Origin of the sequence: Microbacterium sp. CCH5-D1 (genome assembly GCF_001557335.1) — a bacterium.
Taxonomy (GTDB): domain Bacteria; phylum Actinomycetota; class Actinomycetes; order Actinomycetales; family Microbacteriaceae; genus Microbacterium; species Microbacterium oxydans.
Map to the genome: position 1 here is coordinate 1 of NZ_LSJW01000007.1, position 24,709 is coordinate 24,709.

At 70.0% G+C, this 24,709-nt stretch carries 19 protein-coding genes; 12 read left to right on the top strand and 7 right to left on the bottom strand.

Going from position 1 to position 24,709, the window contains the following annotated elements:
• The 11 genes from AX744_RS00375 to AX744_RS00425 form a co-directional block, all read left to right on the top strand.
• The coding region (locus AX744_RS00375; protein WP_197429128.1) for a serine hydrolase at positions 1-443 on the top strand (443 nt) is incomplete at its 5' end.
• A gap of 64 nt (positions 444-507) precedes the next feature.
• Positions 508-2,100, top strand: a complete 1,593-nt coding sequence (locus AX744_RS00380; protein WP_061015073.1) for an ABC transporter substrate-binding protein — start codon at positions 508-510, stop codon at positions 2,098-2,100.
• Positions 2,101-2,120: 20 nt separating this feature from the next.
• A complete protein-coding gene (locus AX744_RS00385) occupies positions 2,121-3,119 on the top strand; it encodes an ABC transporter permease (protein ID WP_058632408.1) in 999 nt (332 codons plus the stop codon).
• The gene (locus AX744_RS00390; RefSeq protein ID WP_082738348.1) at positions 3,116-5,062 is read left to right on the top strand and encodes a dipeptide/oligopeptide/nickel ABC transporter permease/ATP-binding protein; all 1,947 of its coding nucleotides are present in this window, start codon (positions 3,116-3,118) and stop codon (positions 5,060-5,062) included. The genes AX744_RS00385 and AX744_RS00390 overlap by 4 nt, the downstream gene beginning before the upstream one ends.
• Entirely contained in the window at positions 5,059-6,102 is a 1,044-nt protein-coding gene (locus AX744_RS00395; protein WP_082738349.1) for an ABC transporter ATP-binding protein, read from the top strand. Before AX744_RS00390 ends, AX744_RS00395 begins: the two co-directional genes overlap by 4 nt.
• 18 nt (positions 6,103-6,120) lie before the next feature.
• Positions 6,121-9,453 (top strand): serine hydrolase, encoded by a 3,333-nt coding sequence (locus tag AX744_RS00400; protein WP_061015074.1) that lies wholly within the window; start codon positions 6,121-6,123, stop codon positions 9,451-9,453.
• The gene (locus AX744_RS00405; protein WP_061015075.1) at positions 9,453-10,586 is read left to right on the top strand and encodes a M20 family metallopeptidase; all 1,134 of its coding nucleotides are present in this window, start codon (positions 9,453-9,455) and stop codon (positions 10,584-10,586) included. Before AX744_RS00400 ends, AX744_RS00405 begins: the two co-directional genes overlap by 1 nt.
• Positions 10,583-11,485: a GNAT family N-acetyltransferase gene (locus AX744_RS00410; RefSeq protein ID WP_046749715.1), complete on the top strand. Its 903-nt coding sequence runs from the start codon at positions 10,583-10,585 to the stop codon at positions 11,483-11,485. Before AX744_RS00405 ends, AX744_RS00410 begins: the two co-directional genes overlap by 4 nt.
• Complete coding sequence (menC, locus tag AX744_RS00415) at positions 11,482-12,588, top strand: o-succinylbenzoate synthase (RefSeq protein WP_061015076.1); 1,107 nt, start codon at positions 11,482-11,484, stop codon at positions 12,586-12,588. Before AX744_RS00410 ends, menC begins: the two co-directional genes overlap by 4 nt.
• A 124-nt stretch (positions 12,589-12,712) precedes the next feature.
• Positions 12,713-14,383, top strand: a complete 1,671-nt coding sequence (locus tag AX744_RS00420; RefSeq protein ID WP_061015077.1) for a helix-turn-helix domain-containing protein — start codon at positions 12,713-12,715, stop codon at positions 14,381-14,383.
• A 285-nt stretch (positions 14,384-14,668) separates the two neighbouring features.
• Positions 14,669-15,130 carry an Lrp/AsnC family transcriptional regulator gene (locus AX744_RS00425; protein ID WP_046749869.1) on the top strand — a complete coding sequence of 154 codons (462 nt, stop codon included), beginning with the start codon at positions 14,669-14,671 and terminating at the stop codon, positions 15,128-15,130.
• A gap of 15 nt (positions 15,131-15,145) precedes the next feature.
• On the opposite strand, the gene AX744_RS00430 is transcribed toward AX744_RS00425, so the two are convergent.
• The 3 genes from AX744_RS00430 to rsmA are packed head-to-tail and all read right to left on the bottom strand — an operon-like array spanning position 15,146 to position 18,044.
• On the bottom strand, positions 15,146-16,078 hold the full coding sequence (locus AX744_RS00430; protein ID WP_058632403.1) for a 4-(cytidine 5'-diphospho)-2-C-methyl-D-erythritol kinase: 933 nt from the start codon (positions 16,076-16,078) through the stop codon (positions 15,146-15,148).
• Between the two features lie 7 nt (positions 16,079-16,085).
• A complete protein-coding gene (mgrA, locus tag AX744_RS00435; RefSeq protein ID WP_061015078.1) occupies positions 16,086-17,153 on the bottom strand; it encodes an L-glyceraldehyde 3-phosphate reductase in 1,068 nt (355 codons plus the stop codon).
• A gap of 9 nt (positions 17,154-17,162) precedes the next feature.
• Positions 17,163-18,044, bottom strand: a complete 882-nt coding sequence (rsmA, locus tag AX744_RS00440; RefSeq protein WP_061015079.1) for a 16S rRNA (adenine(1518)-N(6)/adenine(1519)-N(6))-dimethyltransferase RsmA — start codon at positions 18,042-18,044, stop codon at positions 17,163-17,165.
• A 53-nt stretch (positions 18,045-18,097) separates the two neighbouring features.
• Between rsmA and AX744_RS00445 the strand changes: the two genes are divergently transcribed.
• The gene (locus tag AX744_RS00445) at positions 18,098-19,384 is read left to right on the top strand and encodes an MFS transporter (protein ID WP_231728711.1); all 1,287 of its coding nucleotides are present in this window, start codon (positions 18,098-18,100) and stop codon (positions 19,382-19,384) included.
• On the opposite strand, the gene AX744_RS00450 is transcribed toward AX744_RS00445, so the two are convergent.
• From AX744_RS00450 to AX744_RS00465, 4 genes are all read right to left on the bottom strand, one after another.
• Positions 19,363-20,256 carry a TatD family hydrolase gene (locus AX744_RS00450; RefSeq protein WP_061015081.1) on the bottom strand — a complete coding sequence of 298 codons (894 nt, stop codon included), beginning with the start codon at positions 20,254-20,256 and terminating at the stop codon, positions 19,363-19,365. The genes AX744_RS00445 and AX744_RS00450 overlap by 22 nt on opposite strands.
• A gap of 3 nt (positions 20,257-20,259) precedes the next feature.
• The gene (gene metG / locus AX744_RS00455) at positions 20,260-21,852 is read right to left on the bottom strand and encodes a methionine--tRNA ligase (protein ID WP_058632398.1); all 1,593 of its coding nucleotides are present in this window, start codon (positions 21,850-21,852) and stop codon (positions 20,260-20,262) included.
• A gap of 39 nt (positions 21,853-21,891) precedes the next feature.
• The gene (locus AX744_RS00460) at positions 21,892-23,448 is read right to left on the bottom strand and encodes a molybdopterin-dependent oxidoreductase (RefSeq protein ID WP_061015082.1); all 1,557 of its coding nucleotides are present in this window, start codon (positions 23,446-23,448) and stop codon (positions 21,892-21,894) included.
• 64 nt (positions 23,449-23,512) lie between these two features.
• Positions 23,513-24,682: a glycoside hydrolase family 1 protein gene (locus AX744_RS00465; RefSeq protein WP_061015083.1), complete on the bottom strand. Its 1,170-nt coding sequence runs from the start codon at positions 24,680-24,682 to the stop codon at positions 23,513-23,515.
• Positions 24,683-24,709: the final 27 nt, after the last annotated feature.

A 24,709-nucleotide genomic window follows, 5' to 3' on the forward strand; every position in this document is an offset into this window, starting at 1 on the left:
CCGACCTCGGCGGCGCGGCCGACAGCGACCTGGACGACCTGTTGACCGGAGCGAGCGCGGAGCAGATCCTCGCCCTCGACGCCGTGCAGCCGCTGCGGACGTCGCACTCCACGCCGCGCGAGGTGACCGCCGTGCTGAACGCGCTGTGGACCGACGCCGCCGCCGCACCGGAGGCCTGTCGTCAGGCGCGCGACATCATGGCACTGCAGATCTGGCCGCACCGACTCACCTCCGGGTTCCCTGCCGAGGTGCGCATCGCCGCGAAGACCGGCACACTCCCGACCTGGCGCAACGAAGCCGGTGTGGTCACCTACCCCGACGGCCGTCAGTACGCGGTGGCCGTGTTCACTCGAGCAGCATCGCTCAGCGACCGACAGCCGCTCGTGGACGCCTCGATCGGACGCGCCGCCTTCGCCGCCGTCGAAGACCTGCGCGCGCGCTGATCCCCGACCCGTATCCCCCTGCACCACCCACCTGCACCATCCCGAACACTGCTGGAGGCTTCTGATGCGTTCTCGTACCCCGCTGGTCGCGCTGCTCGGCGCTGCGGCGCTCGCCCTGACGTCCTGCGCCGGAGGCGCCCCGCCCAGCGGGGATGCCACGGACGGCGTGCTCGCCGACGGCAAGACCTTCACCTCGGTGATCTCCACCGATCCCGGCAGCCTCGACCCCTTCGTCACCGTGATGTCCGTCGCGCGCTCGATCGACCGCTTCCTGTACGCGCGGCTCGTCGAGGTGCTGGAGGACGGCAGCATCGCCTCCGGCCTCGCCAACTCCTGGGAGGCGGACACCACGACCGCGACCTTCACGCTCCGTGACGGTCTCACGTGCGAGGACGGCACCCCGCTCACGGCCACCGACGTGGCCGCGAACATCACCCACATCGGAGACCCGGCCAACGGCTCGCCCCTGGTCGGGCTGCAGGTGCAGCCGGGCACCAGTGCCGTGGGCGACGACACCGCCGGCACGGTGACCGTCACCAGCGGACGACCGGACTCGTTCCTGATCGAGAACATCGGCAGCATCTCGATCGTCTGCGGATCGGTGATCGACGACCCGGATGCGCTCGCCAAGGGCGAAGGCGCCACCGGCATGTTCACCATGACCGAAGTCGTCCCCAACAGCCAATACACGCTGACCCGTCGCAACGACTTCACCTGGGGCCCCGATGACTGGGACCCGAAGCAGAAGGGGCTCCCCGACTCCGTGGTCTTCCGCGTCATCCCGAACGAGACGACCGCCACGAACCTGCTGCTCTCCGGCGAGGTCAACGCCGCCCTCGTGATCGGTCCGGACAACAAGCGCCTCAAGGACGCCGGGCTGTTCCACACCGAGATCCCGACCCCGGCAGGACAGTTCATCTTCAACCAGGCGGAGGGACGCCCCACCGCTGACCAGGCCGTGCGCGAGGCGCTGCTCGAGGCACTCGACCTCGACCAGATGCGCCAGGTTCTCGGCAGCGGATCCGCCAGCGTGCCCACCGGGCTCGTGACCGTGTCGCCGAACCCCTGCCGTGCGGACGTGCTGAAGGGCTTCATGCCCGAGTTCGACGCGAAGGCCGCAGCCGCAGCGCTCGACGGGGCGGGGTGGAAGGCCGGCAGCGACGGCGTGCGCACCAAAGACGGCGAGACGCTGACCCTGCGCATGATCTACTCCTCGCAGCTCGGCGACGCCGGCAACGCCGCAGCGGAGCTCGCCCAGGCCGCCTGGAAGGAGCTGGGCGTCGACATCACGGTCGCCGCCGTGGACTCGCCCACGCTGAGCGAGACCCTGTTCTCCACGGGCGACTGGGACATCTCGGCCGCGCCGCTCACCGTCTCGCTGCCGAGCATGCTCGTGCCGTTCTACTCGGGCCCGACGCCGCCGAACGGCACCAACTTCGCCTCGATCGACAATCCGGAGTACACGGAGGCCGTCACCGCGGCATCCGCGAAGGCCGGCAGCGAAGGGTGCGACGACTGGGGCACCGCCGAGCAGGCCCTGTACGCGACGACCAGTGTCATGCCGTACGCGAACATCGACCGGTCGACCTTCGCGACCAAGGCGACGTTCACCGAGGGCGACGGCATCGACCCCACGTCGATCCGCATGTACGAGTAATCGGAGACCGGAGACAGCCGATGGCCAGCACCACCGCCACGCAGGCGATACTGATCAGATCCGCCCGGTCGGACAACCCCTGGTTGTCCTTCCTGGTCCGGCGCGGAGGGCAGTTCCTGCTCTCGGTGTGGGTGCTGGTCACGGCTGCCTTCCTCATGATCCACCTCGTGCCGGGCGACCCGGTGCGCGCGGCGCTCGGGCTGAACGCCCCGGCCGAGCTCGTCGAGGCCCGGCGCGCGGCTCTCGGCCTCGACCAGCCGCTCATCGTGCAGTACTTCCGCTACATCGGGGGGCTGTTCACCGGCGACATGGGCTCCTCGATGATCACCAGCCAGCCCGTCTCCGAGATCATCGCCACCCGGCTCCCCGCGACTCTCCAGCTCGCCCTGCTCGCGGTCGTGCTCGTGCTGCTGGTCTCGGTCCCGCTCGGGGTGACCATGGCCGTCGCCACCCGCGGCGGTCGCCGACGCGGGCTGGAGCTGGCGTTCGCGACCGGTTCGGTCATCCTCGCCGCGATCCCCGAGTTCCTCCTCGCTGTCGGCCTCGTGTACGTGTTCGCGGTGTCGCTCGGGTGGTTCCCCGTCGCCGGGAACACCGCTCCGTTCGCGCTCGTGCTGCCGGTCGTGGCGCTCGCGGTCGGCCCGATCGCGGTGTTCTCACGCATCATCAGGGTCGAGGTGCTCTCCGTGCTCGGCCAGGACTTCATCCGCACCGCGCGGGCCAAGCGCCTCGCGCCGCGCCGCATCTACTCCCGCCATGCGCTGCCGAACGCCATGACCGCGACCCTCACCCTCACCGGACTGCTCCTGACGGGGATGGTCGCCGGCACCGTGCTGGTCGAGAACGTCTTCGCCTGGCCGGGGCTCGGCACCATGATCGTGCAGTCGATCCTCACCAAGGACTACTCGGTCGTGCAGGGCATCGTGCTCGTCTACGGCGTGGGGGTGCTGGTCGTGAACCTCGTGATCGACGTGATCCTCGCGCTCCTCGATCCTCGCTCCACCATCAGGGAGGCATGATGTCCGCACGCACGGCATGGTCCGGCATCGTCCGCTCGCCCCTCGGCATCACCGCCCTCGGTCTGATCCTGCTCGTCACGCTCGGCGCGATCTTCGCCCCGATGATCTGGGGCGCCCAGGCCGAGCAGGTGGACCCGACCGCGATCACGCAGGGACCGAGCGCGGAGCATCTGCTGGGAACCGACGCCCTCGGCCGCGACGTGCTCGCCCGCGTACTGGTCGCGACCCGACTCTCTGTGGTGCTCGCCGTGGTCGCGGTGGTCATCGGCGTGGTCGCCGGAACGCTGCTCGGCACGGCACCGTCGGTGCTCCCCCGATGGGTCGGACGCCCGATCGTCGGCTTCGTCAACATCGCCGTGGCCTTCCCCGGCCTCCTCCTCGCCCTGTTCTTCGCCGTCATCTTCGGCGTCGGCTCCACCGGTGCCGTGCTCGCGATCGGCTTCGCGATGGCGCCGCAGTTCGCCCGTCTCACCCAGACCCTGTCGGCGGCGATCGCCGGTCGCGACTTCATCTCCGCCGCCCGGGTCGCCGGAGTCTCGCGCCTGCGGGTCCTCATCCGCCACGTCCTGCCCAACATCGGCGAGCCGCTCATCGTGAACGCGACCGTCGCGGCCGGTTCGGCACTGCTGGCCTTCGCCGGACTCTCGTTCCTCGGTCTGGGCGTGCAGGTGCCGGAGTACGACTGGGGTCGCCTGCTCGGCGAGGGCCTCAACCGCATCTACCTCAACCCCGCGGCGGCGCTCGGACCGGCCGTGGCCGTGGTGATCGCCGGCCTCGCCTTCAACCTCCTCGGAGAGACGGCGGCTGCAGCCCTGGGCGGACGGTCGGCTCGGCGCCGCCATCGCCTTCCCACCGTCGCGCTCTCCGGAGCGACCGGACTCGATGCCAGCAAGCCCGCGCAGGTCGACGGTGAAGAAGTGGTGCTCCTCGTCGACGACCTGCGCGTCTCCTTCCCCACGGCCGCCGGGTGGGTCACCCCGGTGCGCGGCGTCTCGTTCACCGTGTCGCGCGGCGAGGCGATCGGCGTGGTCGGCGAATCCGGATCGGGCAAGAGCCTGACCGCCCTCGCCGCAGCCCGGCTCATCGAGCGTCCCGGCCATGTGGCCGCCGCGCAGCTGGACTTCTGCGGCACTCCGCTGCTGACCAGCTCGGATCGGGCGGTGCGAAGCCTGCTCGGCACGTCGCTCGCGATGGTCTTCCAGGACCCGATGACGTCGTTCAACCCGACCAGGCGCATCGGATCGCAGCTCGCCGAGGCAGCCTCCGAGCACCAGGACATCACGCGGAAGCAGGCCATGGACCGGGCGATCGAGCGCCTGCAGTCGGTGCGGGTGCCCGCGGCCGCCCGCCGCGCCCACCAGTACCCGCACGAGTTCTCCGGCGGCATGAGGCAGCGCGCGATGATCGCGATGGGTCTCATGAACCACCCGCGGCTGATCATCGCCGACGAGCCGACGACGGCGCTCGACGTGACGGTGCAGCGACAGGTGCTCCAGCTGCTCGCGGGAGTGCGGCGCGACACCGATGCCGCGATCCTGCTGATCAGCCACGACATCGCCGTGGTCGCGCAGACCTGCGACAGGGTGCTCGTCATGTACGCGGGCCGCATCGTCGAAGACCTGCCCGCTGCGACCCTGCACACCGACGCCAGGCACCCGTACACCCGGGCACTGCTCGAGGTCGTACCCGAGCTCGACGCCGACCGCAGCGAGCCGCTCAAGATGATCCCCGGCCGCCCGCCGGCGCCAGGGGCCTTCCCCGTCGGGTGCGCGTTCGCCGCCCGGTGCCCCCTCGCCACCGATCTCTGCCGCGAGAGCGACCCCGAACTGGTGGCCGACGCAGCGGGACACCGGGTCGCGTGCTGGCACCCGGTCGACGGCGAGGCTCCGGTGCCGGTGGCCATCGCCATGAGCACCGAAGAGGAAGAGACGGTCCTGAGATGAGCGAACTGCGATTCGATCGGGTCAGCGTGCGCTACGGAACGCACCGCGCCGGTCTCACGGCCGTCGACGACGTCTCCCTCGTCGTGCCGTCCGGCTCCGTGGTCGGGCTGGTCGGCGAATCGGGGTCGGGCAAATCGACGCTGGCTCGCGCGGCGATCGGCCTCGCGCCGATCAGCGAGGGAGCGATCACTCTCGACGGTGCGGATGTGCGGAGCTTCCGTCGTCGGCGCCCCATCCAGATGGTGTTCCAGGATCCGTTCTCCTCGCTCGACCCCCGGATGACGATCGGCGAGTCCATCGCCGAGGCGCTCCCCCGCGACATCCGCGGCACCGCTGCCCGACGCGCGGAGGTCGCCAGACTGCTCGACCTGGTGAGCCTGGACGCCGACCGCGCCCCGTCTCTTCCGGCAGCGCTCTCCGGCGGGCAGCGACAGCGCATCGCCCTCGCCAGAGCGCTCGCCGCGCGACCGGAGGTCGTGATCGCCGACGAGATCACCTCGGCGCTCGATGTGTCGGTGCAGGGCTCGGTGCTGAACCTCGTGCGGGAGCTGCGCGGTGAACTCGACCTCACGATGCTGTTCATCTCGCACAACCTCTCGGTCGTGCGCTATCTGAGCGACCACATCGCCGTGATGTATCTCGGGCGGATCGTGGAGTTCGGCCCCACCGAGCAGGTGCTCGCCGACCCGCAGCACCCGTACACGAGGGACCTGTTGCAGGCGGCGCCCACCAGGAACGGCGACCTGCTGGCGGTCGACCCGCTCGCCCCGGTCGACGTGGAGCCCGCCGACCCGCATGCGCCTCCCAGCGGATGTCGGTTCCACCCGCGGTGCCCGATCGGTCCCGCGGCACGACCCGATCGTCAGATCTGCGTGATCGCGGATCCTCCCCTGCCCTCCGGTTCAGCCGGAGCCGCATGCCATTTCGCCGGCACGCACGCGGACCTCGCGCTCGGAACTGTGCCCACCTCCCAAAGCATCCCCCTGGTTTCGGCCGCGACCACAACACCGTCCCCGCTCTCAGCGGACACAGTGAACTGACCATCGATTGGAGCTCTCATGAACCGCGTCACCGTCGACGACCTGCTCTCCGTCCGCACACCGGAGCAGCCCGCGCTGTCTCCGGACGGCACCCGCATCGCCTACGTGCTGCGGACGACCGACCGCGACGGCGACCGCGACACCCGCGCGCTCTGGCAGGTGGCGTCCTCCGGCGGAGCCCCCGCCCCGCTGACGCACGGCACAGGGGATTCTGCCCCCGTGTGGAGCCCCGACGGCGCGCAGCTGGCATTCCTGCGGGCGCAGGACGGACCCGCGCAGCTCTGGGTCCTCCCTGCAGGCGGCGGCGAGGCCCGCAGCCTGACCGCTCTCCCTCTCGGCGCCGGCGCCGCGGCCTGGAGTCCGGACGGTGCACGCATCGCCTTCACCGCCCCGGTCGACAGCGCGTCCCTCCCCGGAGAGGGCAAGGACACCATCCTGGCCCGTCGTTCGGCTCCGACCGGCACCGACCGTCTCGGATACAAGGCGGATGGCGCCGGAACCCTCGGCACTCTCGTGCAGCAGCTGCACGTGCTCGACGTCGCCTCCGGGAAGATCACCGTGCTCACGCGTGGACGCTCGCACGCCTCCGAGCCCTTCTGGTCGCCGGACGGCACCCGCATCGCCTACTCGGCGAGCGTCGAGGACGATGCGGACCTGACGATGCGGATCCCCGTGCTCGTGTGCTCGTCCACCGACCCGAACAGCCCCCCGGTGCAGGTCAGCGCCGCCGACGTGCAGGCGACGGCGGTGGGCTGGACCCCCGACGGTCGCCACGTGCTCGCGGCCGGGCGCACCGACACCGAGGTCGGCAACGCGGACCTGCTGCTGTTCCCCGTCGACGGCGGAGACCCGCGGAACCTCACCGCCGGCCTCGACCGCAACGTGATGCCCGGTGGTCCGGGCTACCCCGGCGGCATGCCGCAGTTCACGGAGGACGGCGACATCGTGTTCTGCCTTCGCGACAACGGCTACTCGCACGTGTACCGGGTCGCGCAGGACGGCTCCGGTGCCGCGCCTCTCGTGGACGGCACCGCGAACGTCTCGGGGCTGTCGGTCGCAGGATCGTCCGCCGCGATCGTGCTCGCCACACCGGAGTCGTTCGGCGATGTCTCGCTCCTGGACCTCTCCGACGGCACGGCGCGCACCCTCACCGACTACGGCACTCCCGAGTTCGAGCTCGTGCCCGCGGAGGAGCGCCGATTCACGATCTCCGACGGCACGGTCGTCACCGGCTGGCTGCGCCGCGACCCCGACGCCGTTGGCCCGCTCCCGCTCCTGCTCGACATCCACGGCGGGCCGCACAACGCCTGGAACGGGGCAGCGGACATCGCCCACCCTTATCACCAGGTGCTCACGCGACGCGGCTGGGCGGTCCTGACCGTCAACCCCCGAGGAAGCGACGGCTACGGCGACGCGTTCTTCTCGGCGGTATCCGGCGGCTGGGGAGTCAACGACGCGAACGACTTCCTGGAGCCGATCGACGCTCTCGTGGCGGAAGGCGTCGCGGATCCGGCGCGCCTCGCCGTCACGGGCTACAGCTACGGCGGCTTCATGACGTGCTTCCTCACCTCGCGCGATGACCGCTTCGCCGCCGCTGTCGCCGGTGGCGTCGTCACCGACCTGTTCTCGATGGGCGGCACGTCGGACTTCGGCCACTACCTCTCCTCCAAGGAGAACGGCGGTCTGCCGTGGCGCGACGAGGAGCGCATCTCCGCGCAGTCGCCGTTCACGCGGGTCGATCAGGTGAAGACGCCGACGCTGATCCTGCACGGCGCAGCCGACGACCGCTGCCCGGTGGGTCAGGCGGAGCAGTGGTTCACGGCGCTGCGCGAGCGCGGGGTGCCGACCCGTCTCGTGCTCTACCCCGGTGGCTCGCACCTCTTCGTGCTCTCCGGTCCGCCGTCGCACCGCGCCGACTTCTCGCAGCGGGTGATCGATTGGGTGGAGCAGTACGCCCCGCCAGCGGGGAAGCCGGTGCGCGCACGACTCGACGCCCGGCACTGGCAGCAGCGACTGAGCGCCCTGGCCGAGGCGCACAAGGTTCCCGGGGCGACCCTCGGCATCCTCCGTCTCGGGGAGGAGCCCGTGTATGCGCACCACGGCATACTCAACGTGCGCACGGGGATCGAGACCACCGACGACTCGGTGTTCCAGATCGGCTCGATGAGCAAGGTGTGGACCACCTCGGTGGTGATGAAGCTCGTCGACGAGGGCAGGCTCGACCTCGACACCCCGATCGTGGAGTACGTCCCGGAGTTCGCCTCGTCGGATCCCGAGGTCACCCGCACCGTGACGATGCGTCACCTGCTCAACCACACGAGCGGGATCGACGGCGACGTGTTCACCGATACCGGCCGCGGAGACGACACCCTGGAGAAGTACGTCGCGCTGCTCGACGGCATCGCGCAGAACCACCCGCTCGGTGCCACGATGTCGTACTGCAACTCCGGATTCGTGCTGGCCGGTCGGGTGATCGAGAAGATCACGGGTACCAGCTGGGACCAGGCGATGCGCGACCTGTTGATGACGCCCCTCGGTCTCACGCACTCCTGCACGCTCCCCGAAGAGGCCATCATGTTCCGTGCCGCCAGCGGCCACACCGAAGTGGGTGATGACGGACCGACCCTCGCCCCTGCCTGGATGCTCCCGCGCGCGATGGGTCCGGCGGGACTGGTGAACTCCACGACCGCCGACGTGCTCGCCTTCGCCCGCATGCACCTCACGGGGGGACTCGCAGCCGACGGCACACGGGTGCTGTCGGAGGAGAGCGTGCGACGGATGCAGCAGCGGGAGGTCGACATGCCCGACCCGTACTCCCTCGGCGATGCCTGGGGCGTGGGGTGGATCCTGTTCGACTGGGACGGGCGCCGACTCTACGGCCACGACGGGAACACCATCGGCCAGGCGGCGTTCCTGCGCATCCTGCCGGACGAGCAGCTCGCGGTGACGATGCTCACCAACGGCGGCAACACGCACGACCTGTACGCCGAACTGTTCGACGAGATCTTCTCCGAGCTCGCGGATGTGCACGTGCCGGCGGGCCTCACCCCGCCTGCGGAGCCGTTCGCCGACGACTTCTCCGAGTTCGAGGGCATCTACGACCGCTCAGGGGTCCGTACCGAGATCTTCCGCGACGACGAGGGCCTGCGCATGCGCACCACGCTCAACGGCCCGCTCGCCGCCCTCCTCCCCGATCCGGTGCAGGAGCACCCGCTGGTCCCGGTGCGTCACGGCGAGTTCGTGATGCGACCGGAGGGCGAGCAGGGGTGGCATGCTGTGGTCTTCTACTCCCTGCCCAGCGGCGAGCGCTACCTGCACCACGGTGTGCGCGCAGCGCCGAAGGTGTCGTGATGCGCGTGCAGGCGGACGCGGACCTCGACCTGGTCCTCGCCGACATCGAGACCCTCGTCTCCTGCGAGTCGCCGTCGGACGACCTCGAAGCCGTCTCCCGCAGCGCCGACGTCGTCGCCGCCCTCGGTGAGAGGCTGCTGGGGGTCGCCCCGGAACGCATCGTCATCGACGGGCGCACGCATCTGCGCTGGCGATTCGGCGATCCGGTCGTGCTGCTCCTCGGCCACCACGACACGGTATGGCCGCTCGGCTCGCTGCGGCGGTTGCCGTTCACCGCCGAGGACGGTGTGCTCCGCGGACCCGGATGCTTCGACATGAAGACGGGCGTCGTGATGGCGCTGCATGCCGTCGCCGCACTGTCCGATCGCACCGGCATCAGCATCCTGATCACGGGTGATGAAGAACTCGGTTCTCCGAGTTCGCGCGCCCTGATCGAGCAGGAGGCGATCGGCTGCGCTGCGGCGCTCGTGCTCGAGGCCTCGGCCGACGGCGGTGCCGTGAAGATCGCACGCAAGGGCGTCTCGCTCTACCGTGTGCATGTCACGGGGCGTGCCGCCCATGCCGGGCTCGAACCGGAGCGTGGCATGGGCGCTGCCGTCGAGGCGGCCCACCTCGTGCTCGCGATCGCGCGGCTCGGCGACCAGTCGGTGGGGACCAGCGTGACACCCACGCTCCTGCGCGCCGGCAGCACCACCAACACGGTGCCGGCCGAGGCGGAGTTCGCCGTCGACGTGCGCGTGCGCACGGTCGCGGAGCAGGACAGGGTGGATGCCGCCCTCCGTGCGATCCCTGCCACCGTCCCCGGTGCCTCCGTACGCGTCGACGGCGGTGCGAATCGTCCGCCACTCGAGCCCGAATCCTCGGCACCGCTGTTCGCGCTGGCGCTCGAGATCGCCGAGCGTGCCGGTCTCACTCCGTTCCACGGCGTCGAGGTCGGCGGCGCGTCCGACGGCAACTTCACCGCCGCGCTCGGGGTGCCGACGCTGGACGGGCTCGGCGCGGTCGGCGGCGGCGCCCATGCCGACGATGAGCACGTGATCGTCGCACTGATCCCGGAGCGTATCGTGCTGCTGCAGGAGCTGATCCTCGCCGTCAGAGAACGCACGCCGGCGCGGAACGGAGGACGGGCATGAGCCTGACGGACGCCGCGGCCTTCCCCGCGTCGCCGGAGGAGGCCGCCGATGCCGCGAACGCCGCCGCGTCGAAAGCGGGGGTGGAGATCCGCCTGCTGGAGGATGTGGACGACTTCACCCTGGTCGCCGAGCTGTTCCAGAGCATCTGGACCAAGCAGGGCGAAGCCTCCCCCGTGAACGTCGAGACGCTGCGGGCGCTGTCGAAGGCCGGCAGCTACGTGGGCGGAGCATTCGAGCACGACGAGCTCGTCGGCGCATGCTTCGGCTTCTTCGCCGCTCCCGAGCAGCGTGCGCTGCACAGCCACATCGCGGGCGTCTCCTCGCGGATGCGCGGTCGCAGCGTCGGTTTCGCCCTCAAGGTGCACCAGCGCGCGTGGGCGCTCGAGGAGGGTCTGGACGAGATCTCCTGGACGTTCGATCCCCTCATCAGCCGCAATGCGCACTTCAACCTCGTGAAGCTCGCCGCGACCCCGACGTCGTATCACCGCAACTTCTACGGACACATGGCCGATGCGCTCAACGGGGCGGACGACACCGATCGGATGCTCGTGACCTGGTACGTGCGGGACCCCAGGGTGGTCGCCGCCTGTCACGGGGGGCCGGTGCCTGAGATCGTGGAGATCGACACCGAGGAGATCAACGCCGAGGAGATGTCCGTCGAGCCGCTGCTCAGCGTGGGCGGCGACCTCGGGCCGCTGCGGCATCGCACCGACGCGCGCCTGGTACGGGTGGCGCTGCCACGCGACATCGAGACCTTGCGCCTGACCGAACCCGCGCGGGCGACCGCATGGCGTCTGGCGTTGCGCGAGACGCTCGGATCATCGCTGGAGGGTGGAGGGCGCGTGCTCTCGTTCGACCGCTCCGGCGCCTACACCATCGACAGAGGAGAACAGGGATGAAGCTCACCGGATTCGAGCTGCGCGTGATCGAGATGCCGCTGGTGTCGCCGTTCCGGACGTCGTTCGGCGTGCAGACCGTGCGCGAGGCCCTGGTGGTCCGCGCCGTCACCGACGAGGCGGAGGGCTGGGGCGAAGGCGTTGCCATGAACGACCCGCTGTACTCCTCCGAGTACGTGGAGGCGAGCGTCGACGTCATCACCCGGTTCCTGCTGCCGGCGCTCGCGCAGGTCGAGGACCTCGATGCGAGCGGCGTCGCCCCGGCCCTGGCGAAGTTCAAGGGTCACCGCATGTCGAAGGCCGCGGTCGAGCTGGCGATCCTCGATGCCGAGCTGCGGGCCGCCGGAGTTCCGCTCTCGCGCGAGCTGGGAGCGGTGCGTGAGCGCGTCGACTGCGGCGTGTCCGTCGGGATCATGGACTCCGTCCCCGAGTTGCTCGACGCCGTCGGCGGCTACCTCGACGAAGGCTACGTGCGCATCAAGCTGAAGATCGAGCCGGGCTGGGACATCGACCCCGTGCGTGCAGTGCGCGAGCGCTTCGGCGACGACGTGCTGCTGCAGGTCGACGCGAACACCGCGTACCACCGCGGTGATGCGCGGCACCTCGCCAAGCTCGATCCGTTCGACCTGCTCCTGATCGAGCAGCCGCTCGACGAGGAGGACCTTCTCGGACACGCGCAGCTCGCCCGGGCGATCACCACCCCGGTGTGCCTCGACGAATCGATCGTGTCGGCCAGGGCCGCGGCGGACGCGATCGCCCTCGGCGCCTGCTCGATCGTCAACATCAAGCCTGGCCGTGTGGGCGGGTACCTGGAGGCACGACGCATCCACGACGTGTGCGCGGCGAACGACATCCCGGTGTGGTGCGGCGGGATGCTGGAGACCGGGATCGGGCGTGCGGCGAACGTCGCCCTCGCAGCCCTCCCCGGTTTCACCCTCCCCGGCGATACCTCGGGCTCGGGCCGTTACTACGCGCGCGACATCACCGAGCCGTTCGTCGTCGAGGACGGCACTCTCACCGTTCCCACGGGTCCGGGAATTGGCGTGACGCCCGATCCTGATGCGCTGGACGCCGTGACGGTCCGCACCGAGTGGATCACCTTCTGAGAGCCGGCTGACGGCCCGTGCGGGGCACGACGATCCTGTCGAGATCGACCAAGAGTCGATACGATTTCGTCGTGCCCCACAGCTCCCCCACCCGTGGTCGCCCCCTAGCCTGGGCGCTGTGCTCATGTCCGTGACGACCAGGCCCCGCGCCAGCCTCGGCCGGGTCATCGAAGACCTCGGCAACACCCTGCTCGAGGTGGTGAGCGGTGCGGCCGACGACGACGCCGAGATCGAGACCGTGGTCATCCACGACGTCCTCGACGACACGATGCCGATGCGCGGGGCACTCGTGCTCGGTGTCGGGCTGAGCGATCCCGATGAGATCGCCGAACTCCTGCAGAACCTTGCTGCCCAGCACGCCTCCGCCCTCGTGCTGCGCGCTCCGGTGCGGGCCGAACAACCGGTGCGCGATGCGTCCGAGGCCACGGGCATCCCGGTGCTCGCGCTCACCCGCGGGGCGTCGTGGGCGCAACTGGCTGCCATGCTGCGCTCGCTCATCGCCGAGGGTGACGTCGGCGATCAGGGAACGACGACGCTGGGCGGCATGCCCTCCGGCGACCTCTTCGCCCTCGCCAACGCGATCGCCACGCTGCTGAACGCACCGGTCACGATCGAGGACCGCAACTCGCGGGTCGTCGCGTTCTCGGGTCGCCAGCACGAGGCCGATCCGGCGCGCATCGAGACGGTGCTCGGTCGGCAGGTTCCCGAACGGTTCGCGCGGCAGCTCGAGGAGCGCGGCGTCTTCCAGGAGCTGTACCGCAGCGAGGATCCGATCCACGTCGGACCGGTGTCCAACACCGAGGGTCTGCCGTCGTTCCCTCGCGTGGCGCTGGCCGTGCGTGCGGGCGACGAGATCCTCGGATCCATCTGGGCGGCTGTGCAGGAACCGCTCTCGCCCGACCGCGTGCGAGCGCTGAAGGACTCTGCCGGGCTTGTGGCCCTGCACATGCTGCGTCTGCGCGCCGGCGCCGACGTGGAGCGCCGACTGCGCGCCGACCTGCTCTCCACGATCCTGGAGGGAGGGCCGGGGGCTGCGGATGCGACGGCTCGTCTGCGCCTGAGCGATCATCGGTGCGTCGTGCTCGCCGTGTCCGCCACGGAGGACATCGACGACGAGCCCTCCGCCGGGGCACGAGGTGTCGCGGAGAGGCAGCGGATCGCCGACGCGTTCGCCGTGCACCTGGGGGCCGTGTACCTCCGCTCGGCTGTGGCCGTGATCGGCGATGTCGTGTACGCCGTCGTCGGGATCCGCCCAGAGCAGGGCGATGCCGATCCCGGATCGGAGCATCCCGACGCGGACAGCCGCGCCGCGCGCGTCGCCACGGACTTCCTGGGCCGGCTCGGCGCGACCGCTGAGATCCGCATCGGCGTCGGCACGGTGGCGGAGGCGGTCGCAGACATCCCTTCCTCGCGCGCGAATGCCGACCGCGCTCTGCGCGTGGTCCGTCAGGCGCCTTCCGGCGAACCGGTCGCACGGTTCACTTCGGTGCAGATGGAGGCGCTGCTGGTCGAACTCGCCGACCTCGTCCGCGCCAGGGGCGATCAGCCCACCGGTCCGGTCGCGCAGCTGCTGGCGCAGGACAGGGAGAAGGGGACGCACCTGGTGGAGACCTTGCGCGCCTGGCTCGACGCGTTCGGAGATGTGGCCGTCGCCGCAGCCCGCGTCTACACGCATCCCAACACGTTCCGCTACCGGCTGCGTCGCCTGTCGGAGATCAGCGGACTCGACCTCGCCGACCCGGAAGCCCGGTTCTCGGCCATGGTGCAGCTGCGGCTGCTGGTCCCCCGCGACTGAGACGCACACGGCTCTGACATCCGGAGAGTGCGCCCGCCCCGCCCCCTTGCTGAACGAGGCGGCTGCAGGGACGGGGCCGGTCGAGGCTCGTGGCCCGTCGCCCTCTGCACCCTGGTCGTGAGGCTCGTGGCCTGTCGTTCGGGTGCGCGTGATGTCCGCTCGTGGCCGACATCGTGCGTATCTGACAGCCATTTGACCACAATGCAATCATTCAGACCATAGAGTGACTTCTGATTGAACGATCCGATCAATCGTGACTCCGCACAGAAGGCGACGGTGATCGAAATGGCCAACCTCGACGCGACCGACCGCAGGATCCTCACCGTGCTCGACGGTGACCCCCGCCGTCCGGTCGCCCTGATCGCCCAGGATCTCGGCCTCGCCCGCGGCACCGTGCACGCTCGACTGGATCGCCTCGAATCCGGAGGATACCTGCGTGCGCACAGCTCGCGAGTGCTGCCGCAGGCCCTCGGGCGCGGTGTCGCGGCCTCGATCCTGGTCGAACTCGATCAGCATCAGATCACGGACGCGATCGATGCGCTCAGTCGCGTCCCCGAGGTGCTGGAGTGCTTCGCTCCCGCCGGCGACACCGACCTGCTGCTGCGTGTCGTCGCGAAGGACCCCGACGACCTCTACCGCGTCGCCGAGGTCGTCCGGCTGTGCCCCGGCATTCTCCGCACGTCGACGAGCCTGTTCCTGCGCGAAGTGATCCCCTATCGGGTGAGCGCGCTCCTGCAAGCCGACTGAGCCGGCACGCGATCCTCAGCCGATGATGCGGGCACCCGGCACGGGGCCGTGCACGTGCAGCGGGTCGAGCCCGTTCTCCCGCAGGGACGACTGCACGTCCTGCGCCGTCTCAGGGTCGGGGCAGAGCAGCGCGATCGTGGGCCCCGAGCCCGACACGATGCCCTGCAGCGCACCGGCGGCGACCCCGAGGCTGATCGTCTCGGCGAGGTCGGGCCGTTCGTACAGCGCCGCGGCCTGCAGATCGTTGAACAGGGTGTCGGCGAGCTGGGCCGGGTCCCCCGAACGCAGCGCCTGCAGCACGGGGATGGGCACGTCCAGCGACAGCTGCGGGTCGTCGGCCAGGGCGCCCTCGTCCTCGCGCAGCAGGTCGAGGCGCTCGTACACCACGGGCGTCGACAGCCCCTGCTCGCTGGGCACCAGGATCCAGTCGAAGCGTCCGCGGGCGAGTGCCGGGTTGAGCTGGTCTCCCCGCCCCGTGCCCACAGCCGTTCCCCCGTGCAGCGCGAACGGCACGTCGGCACCCAGACGCGCGGCCAGGTCGTGCAGTCGGGCCTGCGACAGCCCGGTGCCCCACAGCGCATCGCACGCCACGAGGGCGGCTGCCGCGTCCGCCGACCCTCCCCCCATGCCGCCGGCGACGGGCACGCTCTTGCGGATCTCGAGCGCCACCCCGCCCGGATGATCCACCGCGACGGCGAGCAGCTTGGCCGCGCGCATCGCGAGGTTGCGGTCGTCCAGCGGCACGGACTCGATGTCCTCCACTCCGGAGACCGTCACCGAGAAGTCGTCGGCGGGGCGCGCGATCACGTCTTCGTAGAGCGAGACCGCCTGGAAGACCGTCGCCAGCGCGTGATAGCCGTCGTCGTGCCGGCCGCCGACCCCGAGGAAGACGTTGATCTTCCCCGGGGCGCGCACGTGCACGGAATCGGCGAACGCGGCATGGCTCATGATCGGGTCACAGCTCCGAGGACTTCGCCCACAGGTTGACGTCGATGGCGCCGGCGAGCTCGTCGATGCGGGCGAGCTCCTCGGTCGTGAAGTCGGGACCGTTCACGGCCGCGATGTTCTCATCCAGCTGCTTAGGACGCGAGGCGCCGATCAGCGCCGAGGCGACGACGGGGCTGCGCAAGGTCCACTGCAGTGCGAGCTGCGCGAGCGACTGGCCGCGCCCCTGAGCGACCTCGTTCAGCGAACGCAGGGTCTGCACGGCCTCGTCCGTGAGCCGGCCCTCCGGCAGCGAGCCGCGCTTCTGCGCACGCTCGGCCGTGCCGTCTCCGAGGTACTTGTCGGTGAGCAGGCCCTGAGCCAGCGGGGTGAACGCGATCGCGCCGAGGCCCGACTGCTCCAGGGTGTCGGTCAGTCCGTCTTCGACCCAGCGGTTCAGGATCGAGTACGCGGGCTGGTGGATGACGAGCGGGGTGCCGAGCTCCTTGGCGACGGCCACGGCCTCGGCCGTACGCTCCGCACTGTAGGAGGAGATACCGACGTATAGGGCCTTGCCCTGGCGCACGAGCGTGTCGAGCGCGCCGACCGTCTCGGCGATCGGGGTGACCGGGTCGACACGGTGGGAGTAGAAGATGTCGACGTAGTCGAGGCCCATCCGCGTCAGCGACTGCTCGGCGCTCGCGAGGATGTACTTGCGGCTCGCGAAGTCGCCGTACGGGCCGGGCCACATGTCCCAGCCGGCCTTCGACGAGATGATCAGCTCGTCGCGGTAGGGGCGGAGGTCTTCGGCGAAGATGCGGCCGAAGTTCTTCTCGGCGGAGCCGTAGGGCGGGCCGTAGTTGTTCGCCAGGTCGAAGTGGGTGATGCCGCGGTCGAACGCGTGGCGCAGCAGTGCGCGCTGGTTGTCGAGCGGGATGTTGTCGCCGAAGTTCCACCACAGCCCGAGCGAGATCGGGGGCAGGTACAGGCCGGACGTGCCGACCTGACGGTAGGCGAACTGCTGGTAGCGGCTCTCGTCCGCGGCATACGGACGGTGCAGCTCGGGGACATCGGGACGGAAGCGGGGGGAGTCGGTCACGGTGCCAGATTACTGGGTGGAAGCGACATCGTCGGAGAGCACGTCCAGCGCGGGAGCGTGCTGCGCGATGCGCTGGTAGTCCTCAACCGTGAGGTCCTCGCCCCGAGCCGTTGGTGCGACACCGGCGGCGGTCAGCACCTCCGAGGCGGCAGCCGAGCTGCCGAAGATCCCGGACAGTGCCTGACGCAGCATCTTGCGGCGCTGGTTGAAGGCCGCATCGACGATCTGGAACGTGCGACGGCGCTCCTCCTCCGTGCCGCGCTCACCCTCGGACCGGTCGAAGCCGACGAGCAGGCTGTCGACGTTCGGCACCGGCCAGAACACCTGGCGGGAGACGTTTCCGGAGAGCTTCCACTCGCCGTACCAGGCGGCCTTGACGCTGGGCGAGCCGTAGATCTTCGAGCCCGGCTTCGAGGCCAGCCGTTCGGCGACCTCGGCCTGGACCATCACCACGCCGCGCTGGAGATACGCGAAGTTCTCGAGGAAGTGCAGCAGCACCGGCACCGAGACGTTGTAGGGGAGGTTGGCGACCAGCACGGTGGGCTCGCCGGGGAGCTCGGTGATGCGCAGCGCATCCGCATCGACGACCGTGAGGCGGTCGGCCTCGACACCGTGCTCGGCGGCCGTCTGCGCGAGCCGGGCCGCGAGTCGGTGGTCGATCTCGACGGCCGTGACGGAGGCGCCGGTCTCGAGGATCGCCAGCGTCAGGGAGCCGAGACCCGGACCGACCTCGACCACGCGCTCGTGCGGCTGCACACGGGCGGCCTGCACGATCTTGCGCACGGTGTTCGCATCGGTGACGAAGTTCTGGCCGAGCTTCTTCGTCGGGGTGACGTCGAGCTCGGCGGCGAGGCGGCGGATCTCGGAGGCGCCGAGCAGGGTGACGGTCATCCCCCCATTCTCCCCCACACTCCGATGTCCCCCCTCCTCAGTAGTCTTCTCTGGTGCCTTCCCTCGGAGAACTCGTCGCGCCCCGTCGCATGGGCCGCGATTTCCGATGGTTGCTCGCGTCGTCGTGGACGAGCAACGTCGGTGACGGCGTCGCGCTCGCGGCCGCTCCCCTGCTGATCGCATCGATGACCTCGTCGCCGATCCTGGTGGCGGCCGGCGCGATCCTGCAGTTCCTCCCCTGGCTCCTGTTCGGCCTGCATGCGGGAGCGATCGCCGACCGCTTCGACCGACGCCGCCTGGTCATGTTCGCGAACGCCGCCAGGGCTGTCGTGCTCCTCGCACTGTGCGTCTTCCTGATCACCGGCGTCGCGAACATCTGGATCGTGCTCGCTGTGGCCTTCCTCTACGGCACCGCCGAGGTCTTCGTCGACACGGCGGGCAGCACGCTGCTGCCGATGCTGGTGAAGCCCGCCGACCTCGGCATCGGCAATGCACGCCTGCAGGCCGGATACCTGGTGGCGAACCAGTTCGCCGGTCCGCCGCTGGGCGCCTTCCTGTTCGCCGCCGGCACCGCCTGGCCGTTCCTGCTCGAAGTCGTGTGCGTCAGCCTCGCGGTCGTGCTCATCTCCCGTATGGCTCGCACCCCGGTGCCGCCGCGCGCGACCGACGAGCACACGCCGGTGCACACCGACATCGCCGAGGGGCTCCGCTGGCTGTGGCGCAACCCGCCCGTGCGCATGCTGGTGCTCATCATCCTGGTGTTCAACATCACCTGGGCGGCGCCCTGGGGCGTGCTCGTGCTCTACGCGACGGAGCACCTGCAGATGGGCGCGGTGGGCTACGGCGCCCTCACGACCGCGTCGGCGGCCGGTGGCATCCTCGCGACGCTCAGCTTCGGCTGGTTGGAGCGACACGTCTCCTTCGCCACCCTGATGCGTGTCGTGCTGTCGCTCGAGGTGCTCATGCACCTGGCGTTCGCCCTCACCACCGTCGGATGGGTCGCGCTGATCATCATGTTCTTCTTCGGGGCGTACGCGTTCGTCTGGGGCACGATCTCCACGACCGTGCGACAGCGTCTGGTGCCCGCCGAGCTGCAGGGCCGGGTGGCCTCCGTGAACATGGTCGGGGTGTTCGGCGGCATGGTCGTCGGGCAGGCGCTCGGCGGCGTGATCGCCCAGGTGTGGGGACTCACCGCGCCCTGGTGGTTCGCCTTCGTCGGGGCGGCCCTCACCCTGCTGCTGGTGTGGAAGCCGATCTCGCAGATCGTGAGCGCGAAGCCCGTCGCCGAGACCGCGCCCGAAGACGTGGAACCCGAAACTCAGTCGGCGAACGAGCCGTAGACCCGCAGGGTGTTCTCGGCCAGCTGGGCGCACAGCTCGTCGACCTCGATGTCGAGCTCGGCGGCCATGAAACGCACGGTGATCGGCACGAGGTAAGGCGCGTTCGGGCGGCCCCGCAGCGGCACGGGAGTGAGGAACGGGGCATCCGTCTCGACGAGGATGCGATCGAGCGGCGTCACCTTCAGCGCATCCCGCAGGTTCTGCGCGTTCTTGAACGTCACGTTGCCGGCGAACGACAGGTGGTAACCGGCGTCCGCGCAGAGGCGGGCCATCGCGTCGTCGCCCGAGAAGCAGTGGAACACCGTGCGTTCCGGGGCGCCGACACGGGAGAGCGTCTCGAGCACGGCCTCATGCGCGTCGCGGTCGTGGATCTGCATCGCGATGCCGTGCTTCTTCGCGAGCGCGATGTGCGCCTCGAACGAGGCGAACTGCGGCGCGCGGCGCTCGGGCTCTGTGCGGAAGAAGTCGAGCCCCGTCTCGCCGATCGCCCTGGTGCGGGGGTGCGCGGCGAGCTCGTCGATCACCTCGATGGCCTCGTCCAGGCCCACGCCACCCCGCAGGCCCTCTTCCGCGTACGTCGGGGCATCGTTCGGGTGGATGGCGACGGCGGCCAGGACGCGGGGATCCGACTCCGCGGCCTCGACCGCCCACCGGGACGACTCGATGTCGCCCGAGGCCTGCACGACGCCGGCGATGCCAACGGCCGCCGCGCGGTCGAGCTGCTCGGTGAGGCTCAGCGGCTCGTCGCCGTCGACGATCTCCAGGTGCGCGTGGTTGTCGTACACCGGAACGGCCAGCGGCTCGGGCGCGGCGGGATACCTCAGATCCTTGCGTCCGTCACCGTCACGGCGCTGCACATACGTACCCGACATCGCTCAGGCCGCGGACTCCACCCGCGGGAACAGCGGCGCCAGGCCGTTGACGCTGGTGCCGGGGCGCAGCACGCCCCAGGCTCCGGCCTCGCGGATCGGCTGGTCCTGCAGACGGCCCAGGGTCTCGGCGGCGCCGAGGGCGATCCACAGCTTCTCCGTCGACTGCGGCATCACCGGCGAGAGCAGCACGGCGAGCGCACGCAGCCCCTCGGCACAGGTGTAGAGCACGGTGGCGAGACGCTCGCGCTGTTCTTCGTCGCCGCTGTTCGCCTGCTTGGCCAGCGCCCACGGCTCGTTCGCGGTGATGTACCCGTTGAGCGCGTCCACGATGGTCCAGATCGCCGAGATCGCCTCGTCGATGCGGAAGTTCGCGATGGCCGCATCCGCGTTCGACGCGGCATCCGCCACGATCTTCTGGATCGCGAGGTCCTTCTCGGTGTACTCGGCCGCCGGCGGCACGACACCCTCGAAGTACTTCTCGATCATCGCGGTCGTGCGCGAGGCGAGGTTGCCGAAGCCGTTCGCGAGCTCGGCCTGGTAGCGAGCGGACAGGTCCTCCCACGAGAACGAGCCGTCCTGGCCGAAGGCGATCGCGGAGAGGAAGTAGAAGCGGTACGCGTCGGAGCCGAAGACATCGGTGATCTCGGTCGGCGCGATGCCAGTGAGCTTCGACTTCGACATCTTCTCGCCGCCGACCAGCAGCCAGCCGTGCGCGAAGACGCCCTTCGGCACGTCGAGTCCCGCCGCCATCAGCAGCGCGGGCCAGATCACGGCGTGGAAGCGCAGGATGTCCTTGCCGACCACGTGGTACGCCGGCCAGCGGCGCGCGAAGGTCTCCTCGTCGGAGCCGTACCCGACGGCCGTGGCGTAGTTGAGCAGCGCGTCGACCCACACGTAGATGACGTGCGACTCGTCCCACGGCAGCGGGATTCCCCAGTCGAAGGTCGAGCGGGAGATCGACAGGTCCTTGAGTCCCTGGCTCACGAACGACACGACCTCGTTGCGCGCCGAGTCGGGGCGCACGAAGTCGGGCTGGGTCTTGTACAGCTCGAGCAGCCGGTCCTGGAACTCGCTGAGCTTGAAGAAGTAGTTCTTCTCCTGCAGCAGCTCCAGCGGCTTCGAGTGGATGGCGCAGACCTTCAGGCCCTCGAAGGGTCCGGTGCCGTCGACGATCTCCGACTCCGGCTTGAACTCCTCGCAGCCCACACAGTAGAGCGCCTCGTACTCGCCCGCGTAGATGTAGCCGCGGTCGTACAGGCGCTGGAAGAACGTCTGCACGTTCGTCTCATGCCGCTCCTGCGTGGTGCGGATGAAGTCGTCGTTCGCGACGTCGAGGGTCTCCAACAGCGGGAACCAGCTCTCGCTGACGAGCTTGTCGACCCACTCTTGCGGAGTGACCCCGTTCGCCGCGGCGGCGCGCAGCATCTTCTGACCGTGCTCGTCGGTACCCGTCAGCATCCAGGTGTCATCGCCCGCCTGGCGGTGCCACCGCGCGAGGGTGTCGACGGCCACCGACGTGTACCCGTGACCGATGTGCGGCACGTCGGAGGGGTAGTAGATGGGCGTGGTGATGTAGAAGGAATCGCCTGCGGGCATGGAGCAATTCTAGGTGCCGCACGAGAGGTGGTTTCGCGCTCAGGCGACGGAGACGTCGATGCGGTGCCATCCCTGCGCACCGTCGGGTGCGGGGGCGGCCGGATCCGAGGTCTGCGTCTCGCCGTCGGCGCTCAGCGCCCGGCATTCGATGGTGTGCGAACCGCTCTCGGCGGTCCAGTCGAGGCTCCACTGCACCCACGTGTCGGCGGAGATCGCGGTGGCGAGATCCGCCCTGCGCCATGGCCCTTCGTCGATGCGCACCTCCACCCCGGCGACCCCGACATGCTGCTGCCACGCCATTCCCGCGATCACCGCGTCCCCGGCCGGGATCGACTGTCCGCGGCGCGGGACGTCGATGCGCGACTGCAGCTTGATGGGCCCGCGGTCGGACCAGCCGCGGCTCGTCCAGTACGCCGTGGCGCGGTCGAACCTCGTGACCTCCAGCTGCGTGACCCACTTCGTGGCCGACACGTAGCCGTACAGCCCCGGCACCACCATCCGCACCGGGAAGCCGTGTTCGATCGGCAGCGGCTCGCCGTTCATGCCGATCGCGAGCAGAGCGTCCCGATCGTCGGTGAGCGCCTCGAGCGGCGTCGACGCCGTGAAGCCGTCTGCCGAGGTGGAGAGCACCATGTCCGCTTCCGCGTCGACGCCCGCACGCGCGAGCAGCTCGCGGATCGGCAGCCCCAGCCAGCGCGCGTTGCCGATGAGCGATCCGCCCACCTCGTTCGACACGCAGGCGAGCGTCACGTCCGCCTCCTGCAGCGGCATGGCGAGCAGTTCGTCCCAGGTGATGCGCACCTCGCGATCGACCATGCCGTGGATGCGCAGCGACCAGTCGGCGGGGTCGACCTGAGGGACGATCAGTGCCGTGTCGATGCGGTAGAACTCCGCGTTCGGGGTCACGACCGTGGCGAGACCGGGGATGTCGAGCTCCGCGCCGGCAGGGACCGCGGCCGCCGTCCTGGCTGCCTTCGGCAGCCGCAGGGCGTCGCGGACCGCCTCGATCGATCGGCTCGCTCCGCGCGCGACATTACCGACGATGAGGGCGACGGCACCCGCTGCGGCGACTCCGGCGGTCCACACCAGGAACCGCCTGCGGTCTTCACCGTCGGGCGCAAGGCCCGCGACCGGACGCAGTCGAGCGACGAGGAGACGCAGCACTATCACCGCGACGAGTCCGGCGACGAGACCCGGGAGCCAGGCGAACGGTCCAGCGCCCGGACGGATCATCGCGGCCACGACCGAGAGCACACCGAGTGCGCCGAGGATGACCGCTCCGATACCGGACCGTCGCCGCTCCAGGATGCCGGCGAGGGCGGCGACGACCACGAGCACCAGGGCGATGCCCACGATCAGCGCCACCTTGTCGCCGGTGCCGAACAGCGCGATCGCGGTGTCCTTCGCCCAGCTCGGTGCGAGGTCGATGAGTCCGCTCCCGATCACCGCGAACGGGCTCGCACTCGGCTCGACCACAGCGGCGACGAGCTCTGCCAGCCCGACGGCGAGGAACGACGCGCTCAAGCCTGCCGCGGCCGACCGGAGGGTGTCTGACCGTGTCTCTTCGCCCCGTGTCGCGTGCTTCGCGTTCGTCATGACCCGAGGGTAACCCCGCCGCGGATGCCGGGGGCGCATCCGTGGCGGGGTCAGCTGTGCGCTCTCAGAGACCGTTGCGGCGGGCGACTTCTCCGAGCCAGGCCAGCGACGGCTTCGGCGAGCGCTCGAAGGTCTCGTGGTCGAAGCCGATCAGCCCGAACGTGGGCCGGAAGCCGCTGGCCCACTCGTAGTTGTCCAGCGCGCTCCAGTGCTGGTAGGCGCGCACGTCGATGCCGTCGGCGATCGCGCGGTGCAGGCCTTCCAGCGCTCCCTGCGTGTAGGCGACGCGTCGGGTGTCGTCGGCGGTCGCGATGCCGTTCTCCGTCACGAGGATCGGTACCCCACCGCTGCGCTCCCACGCGCTGCGCACGCCCAGTTCGAGCGCATCGGGGAAGAACTCCCAGCCTGTGAGCGTCGTCTCGACGTCGTCCGACACCGGACGCGGACCTTCCGGGCCGATGAAGGTGCGGGTGTATGCCTGCACGCCGACGAAGTCGTCTCCGGCCGACTGCTCCAGGTACCAGTGGTCGCGCGGATCGCCGTACGTGGCGAGCATCTCGTCGGCTCCGGGCTCACCTGTGGAGTGGAACGCCTGTGTGGCGATCGTCCATCCGGCTTTGACTCCCGGCACCGAGTGCAGGATCTCGGACGCGCGGTGGTGCGCGTCCAGCAGGGTGTCGGCCACGGCGAGGTCAGGGTTCGGGAGGCCGTAGGCGACGAGGTTCGCGGCGTCCTCTCCCCCGGCCAGCATCGCGGCGATGTTCGGCTCGTTGATCGTGCACACGTAGTCGACGCCGTCGAGGATCGGCAGCACGGTCTCGACGTAGCGGGAGAACAGATCCACCGCGTCGTCCGCGCGCCAGAAGCCGTCCTTCTGGAACCACTGCGGCACCGTGAAGTGCATGAGCGTGACGGTGGGGTCCAGTCCGTTCTCACGCGCCGTGTCGATCATGCGGCGGTAGTGGTCGAGCATCGCCCGCGAGATGAACCCGCGCTCCGGCTCGATCCGCGCCCACTCGACCGAGAAGCGATAGGAGTTCAGCCCCGCCTCGGCGAGCAGCCGCATGTCCTCCGGGTAGCGGTGGAAGTGGTCGGCAGCGTCACCGGAGGGCTCCACCATGGGCGAGTCGGGAGCATGCTCCATCGCCCACCAGTTGCTCGTGGTGTTGTTGCCCTCCACCTGGTGGGCCGCTGTCGCGGCACCCCAGAGGAAGCCGTCGGGGAATGTGAGCACGGATGCGCTCCTCTCTCTTTCTTGCAG

Coding starts and splice junctions, on each gene's coding strand:
- AX744_RS00400 (WP_061015074.1), top strand. CDS start 6,121: ATGAACCGCGTCACCGTCGACGACCTGCTCTCCGTCCGCACACCGGAG.
- metG (WP_058632398.1), bottom strand. CDS start 21,852: ATGCCCGCAGGCGATTCCTTCTACATCACCACGCCCATCTACTACCCC.
- AX744_RS00430 (WP_058632403.1), bottom strand. CDS start 16,078: ATGAGCCATGCCGCGTTCGCCGATTCCGTGCACGTGCGCGCCCCGGGG.
- AX744_RS00420 (WP_061015077.1), top strand. CDS start 12,713: ATGTCCGTGACGACCAGGCCCCGCGCCAGCCTCGGCCGGGTCATCGAA.
- AX744_RS00395 (WP_082738349.1), top strand. CDS start 5,059: ATGAGCGAACTGCGATTCGATCGGGTCAGCGTGCGCTACGGAACGCAC.
- AX744_RS00405 (WP_061015075.1), top strand. CDS start 9,453: ATGCGCGTGCAGGCGGACGCGGACCTCGACCTGGTCCTCGCCGACATC.
- AX744_RS00450 (WP_061015081.1), bottom strand. CDS start 20,256: ATGTCGGGTACGTATGTGCAGCGCCGTGACGGTGACGGACGCAAGGAT.
- rsmA (WP_061015079.1), bottom strand. CDS start 18,044: ATGACCGTCACCCTGCTCGGCGCCTCCGAGATCCGCCGCCTCGCCGCC.
- AX744_RS00380 (WP_061015073.1), top strand. CDS start 508: ATGCGTTCTCGTACCCCGCTGGTCGCGCTGCTCGGCGCTGCGGCGCTC.
- AX744_RS00425 (WP_046749869.1), top strand. CDS start 14,669: ATGGCCAACCTCGACGCGACCGACCGCAGGATCCTCACCGTGCTCGAC.
- AX744_RS00385 (WP_058632408.1), top strand. CDS start 2,121: ATGGCCAGCACCACCGCCACGCAGGCGATACTGATCAGATCCGCCCGG.
- AX744_RS00460 (WP_061015082.1), bottom strand. CDS start 23,448: ATGACGAACGCGAAGCACGCGACACGGGGCGAAGAGACACGGTCAGAC.
- menC (WP_061015076.1), top strand. CDS start 11,482: ATGAAGCTCACCGGATTCGAGCTGCGCGTGATCGAGATGCCGCTGGTG.
- AX744_RS00410 (WP_046749715.1), top strand. CDS start 10,583: ATGAGCCTGACGGACGCCGCGGCCTTCCCCGCGTCGCCGGAGGAGGCC.
- AX744_RS00390 (WP_082738348.1), top strand. CDS start 3,116: ATGATGTCCGCACGCACGGCATGGTCCGGCATCGTCCGCTCGCCCCTC.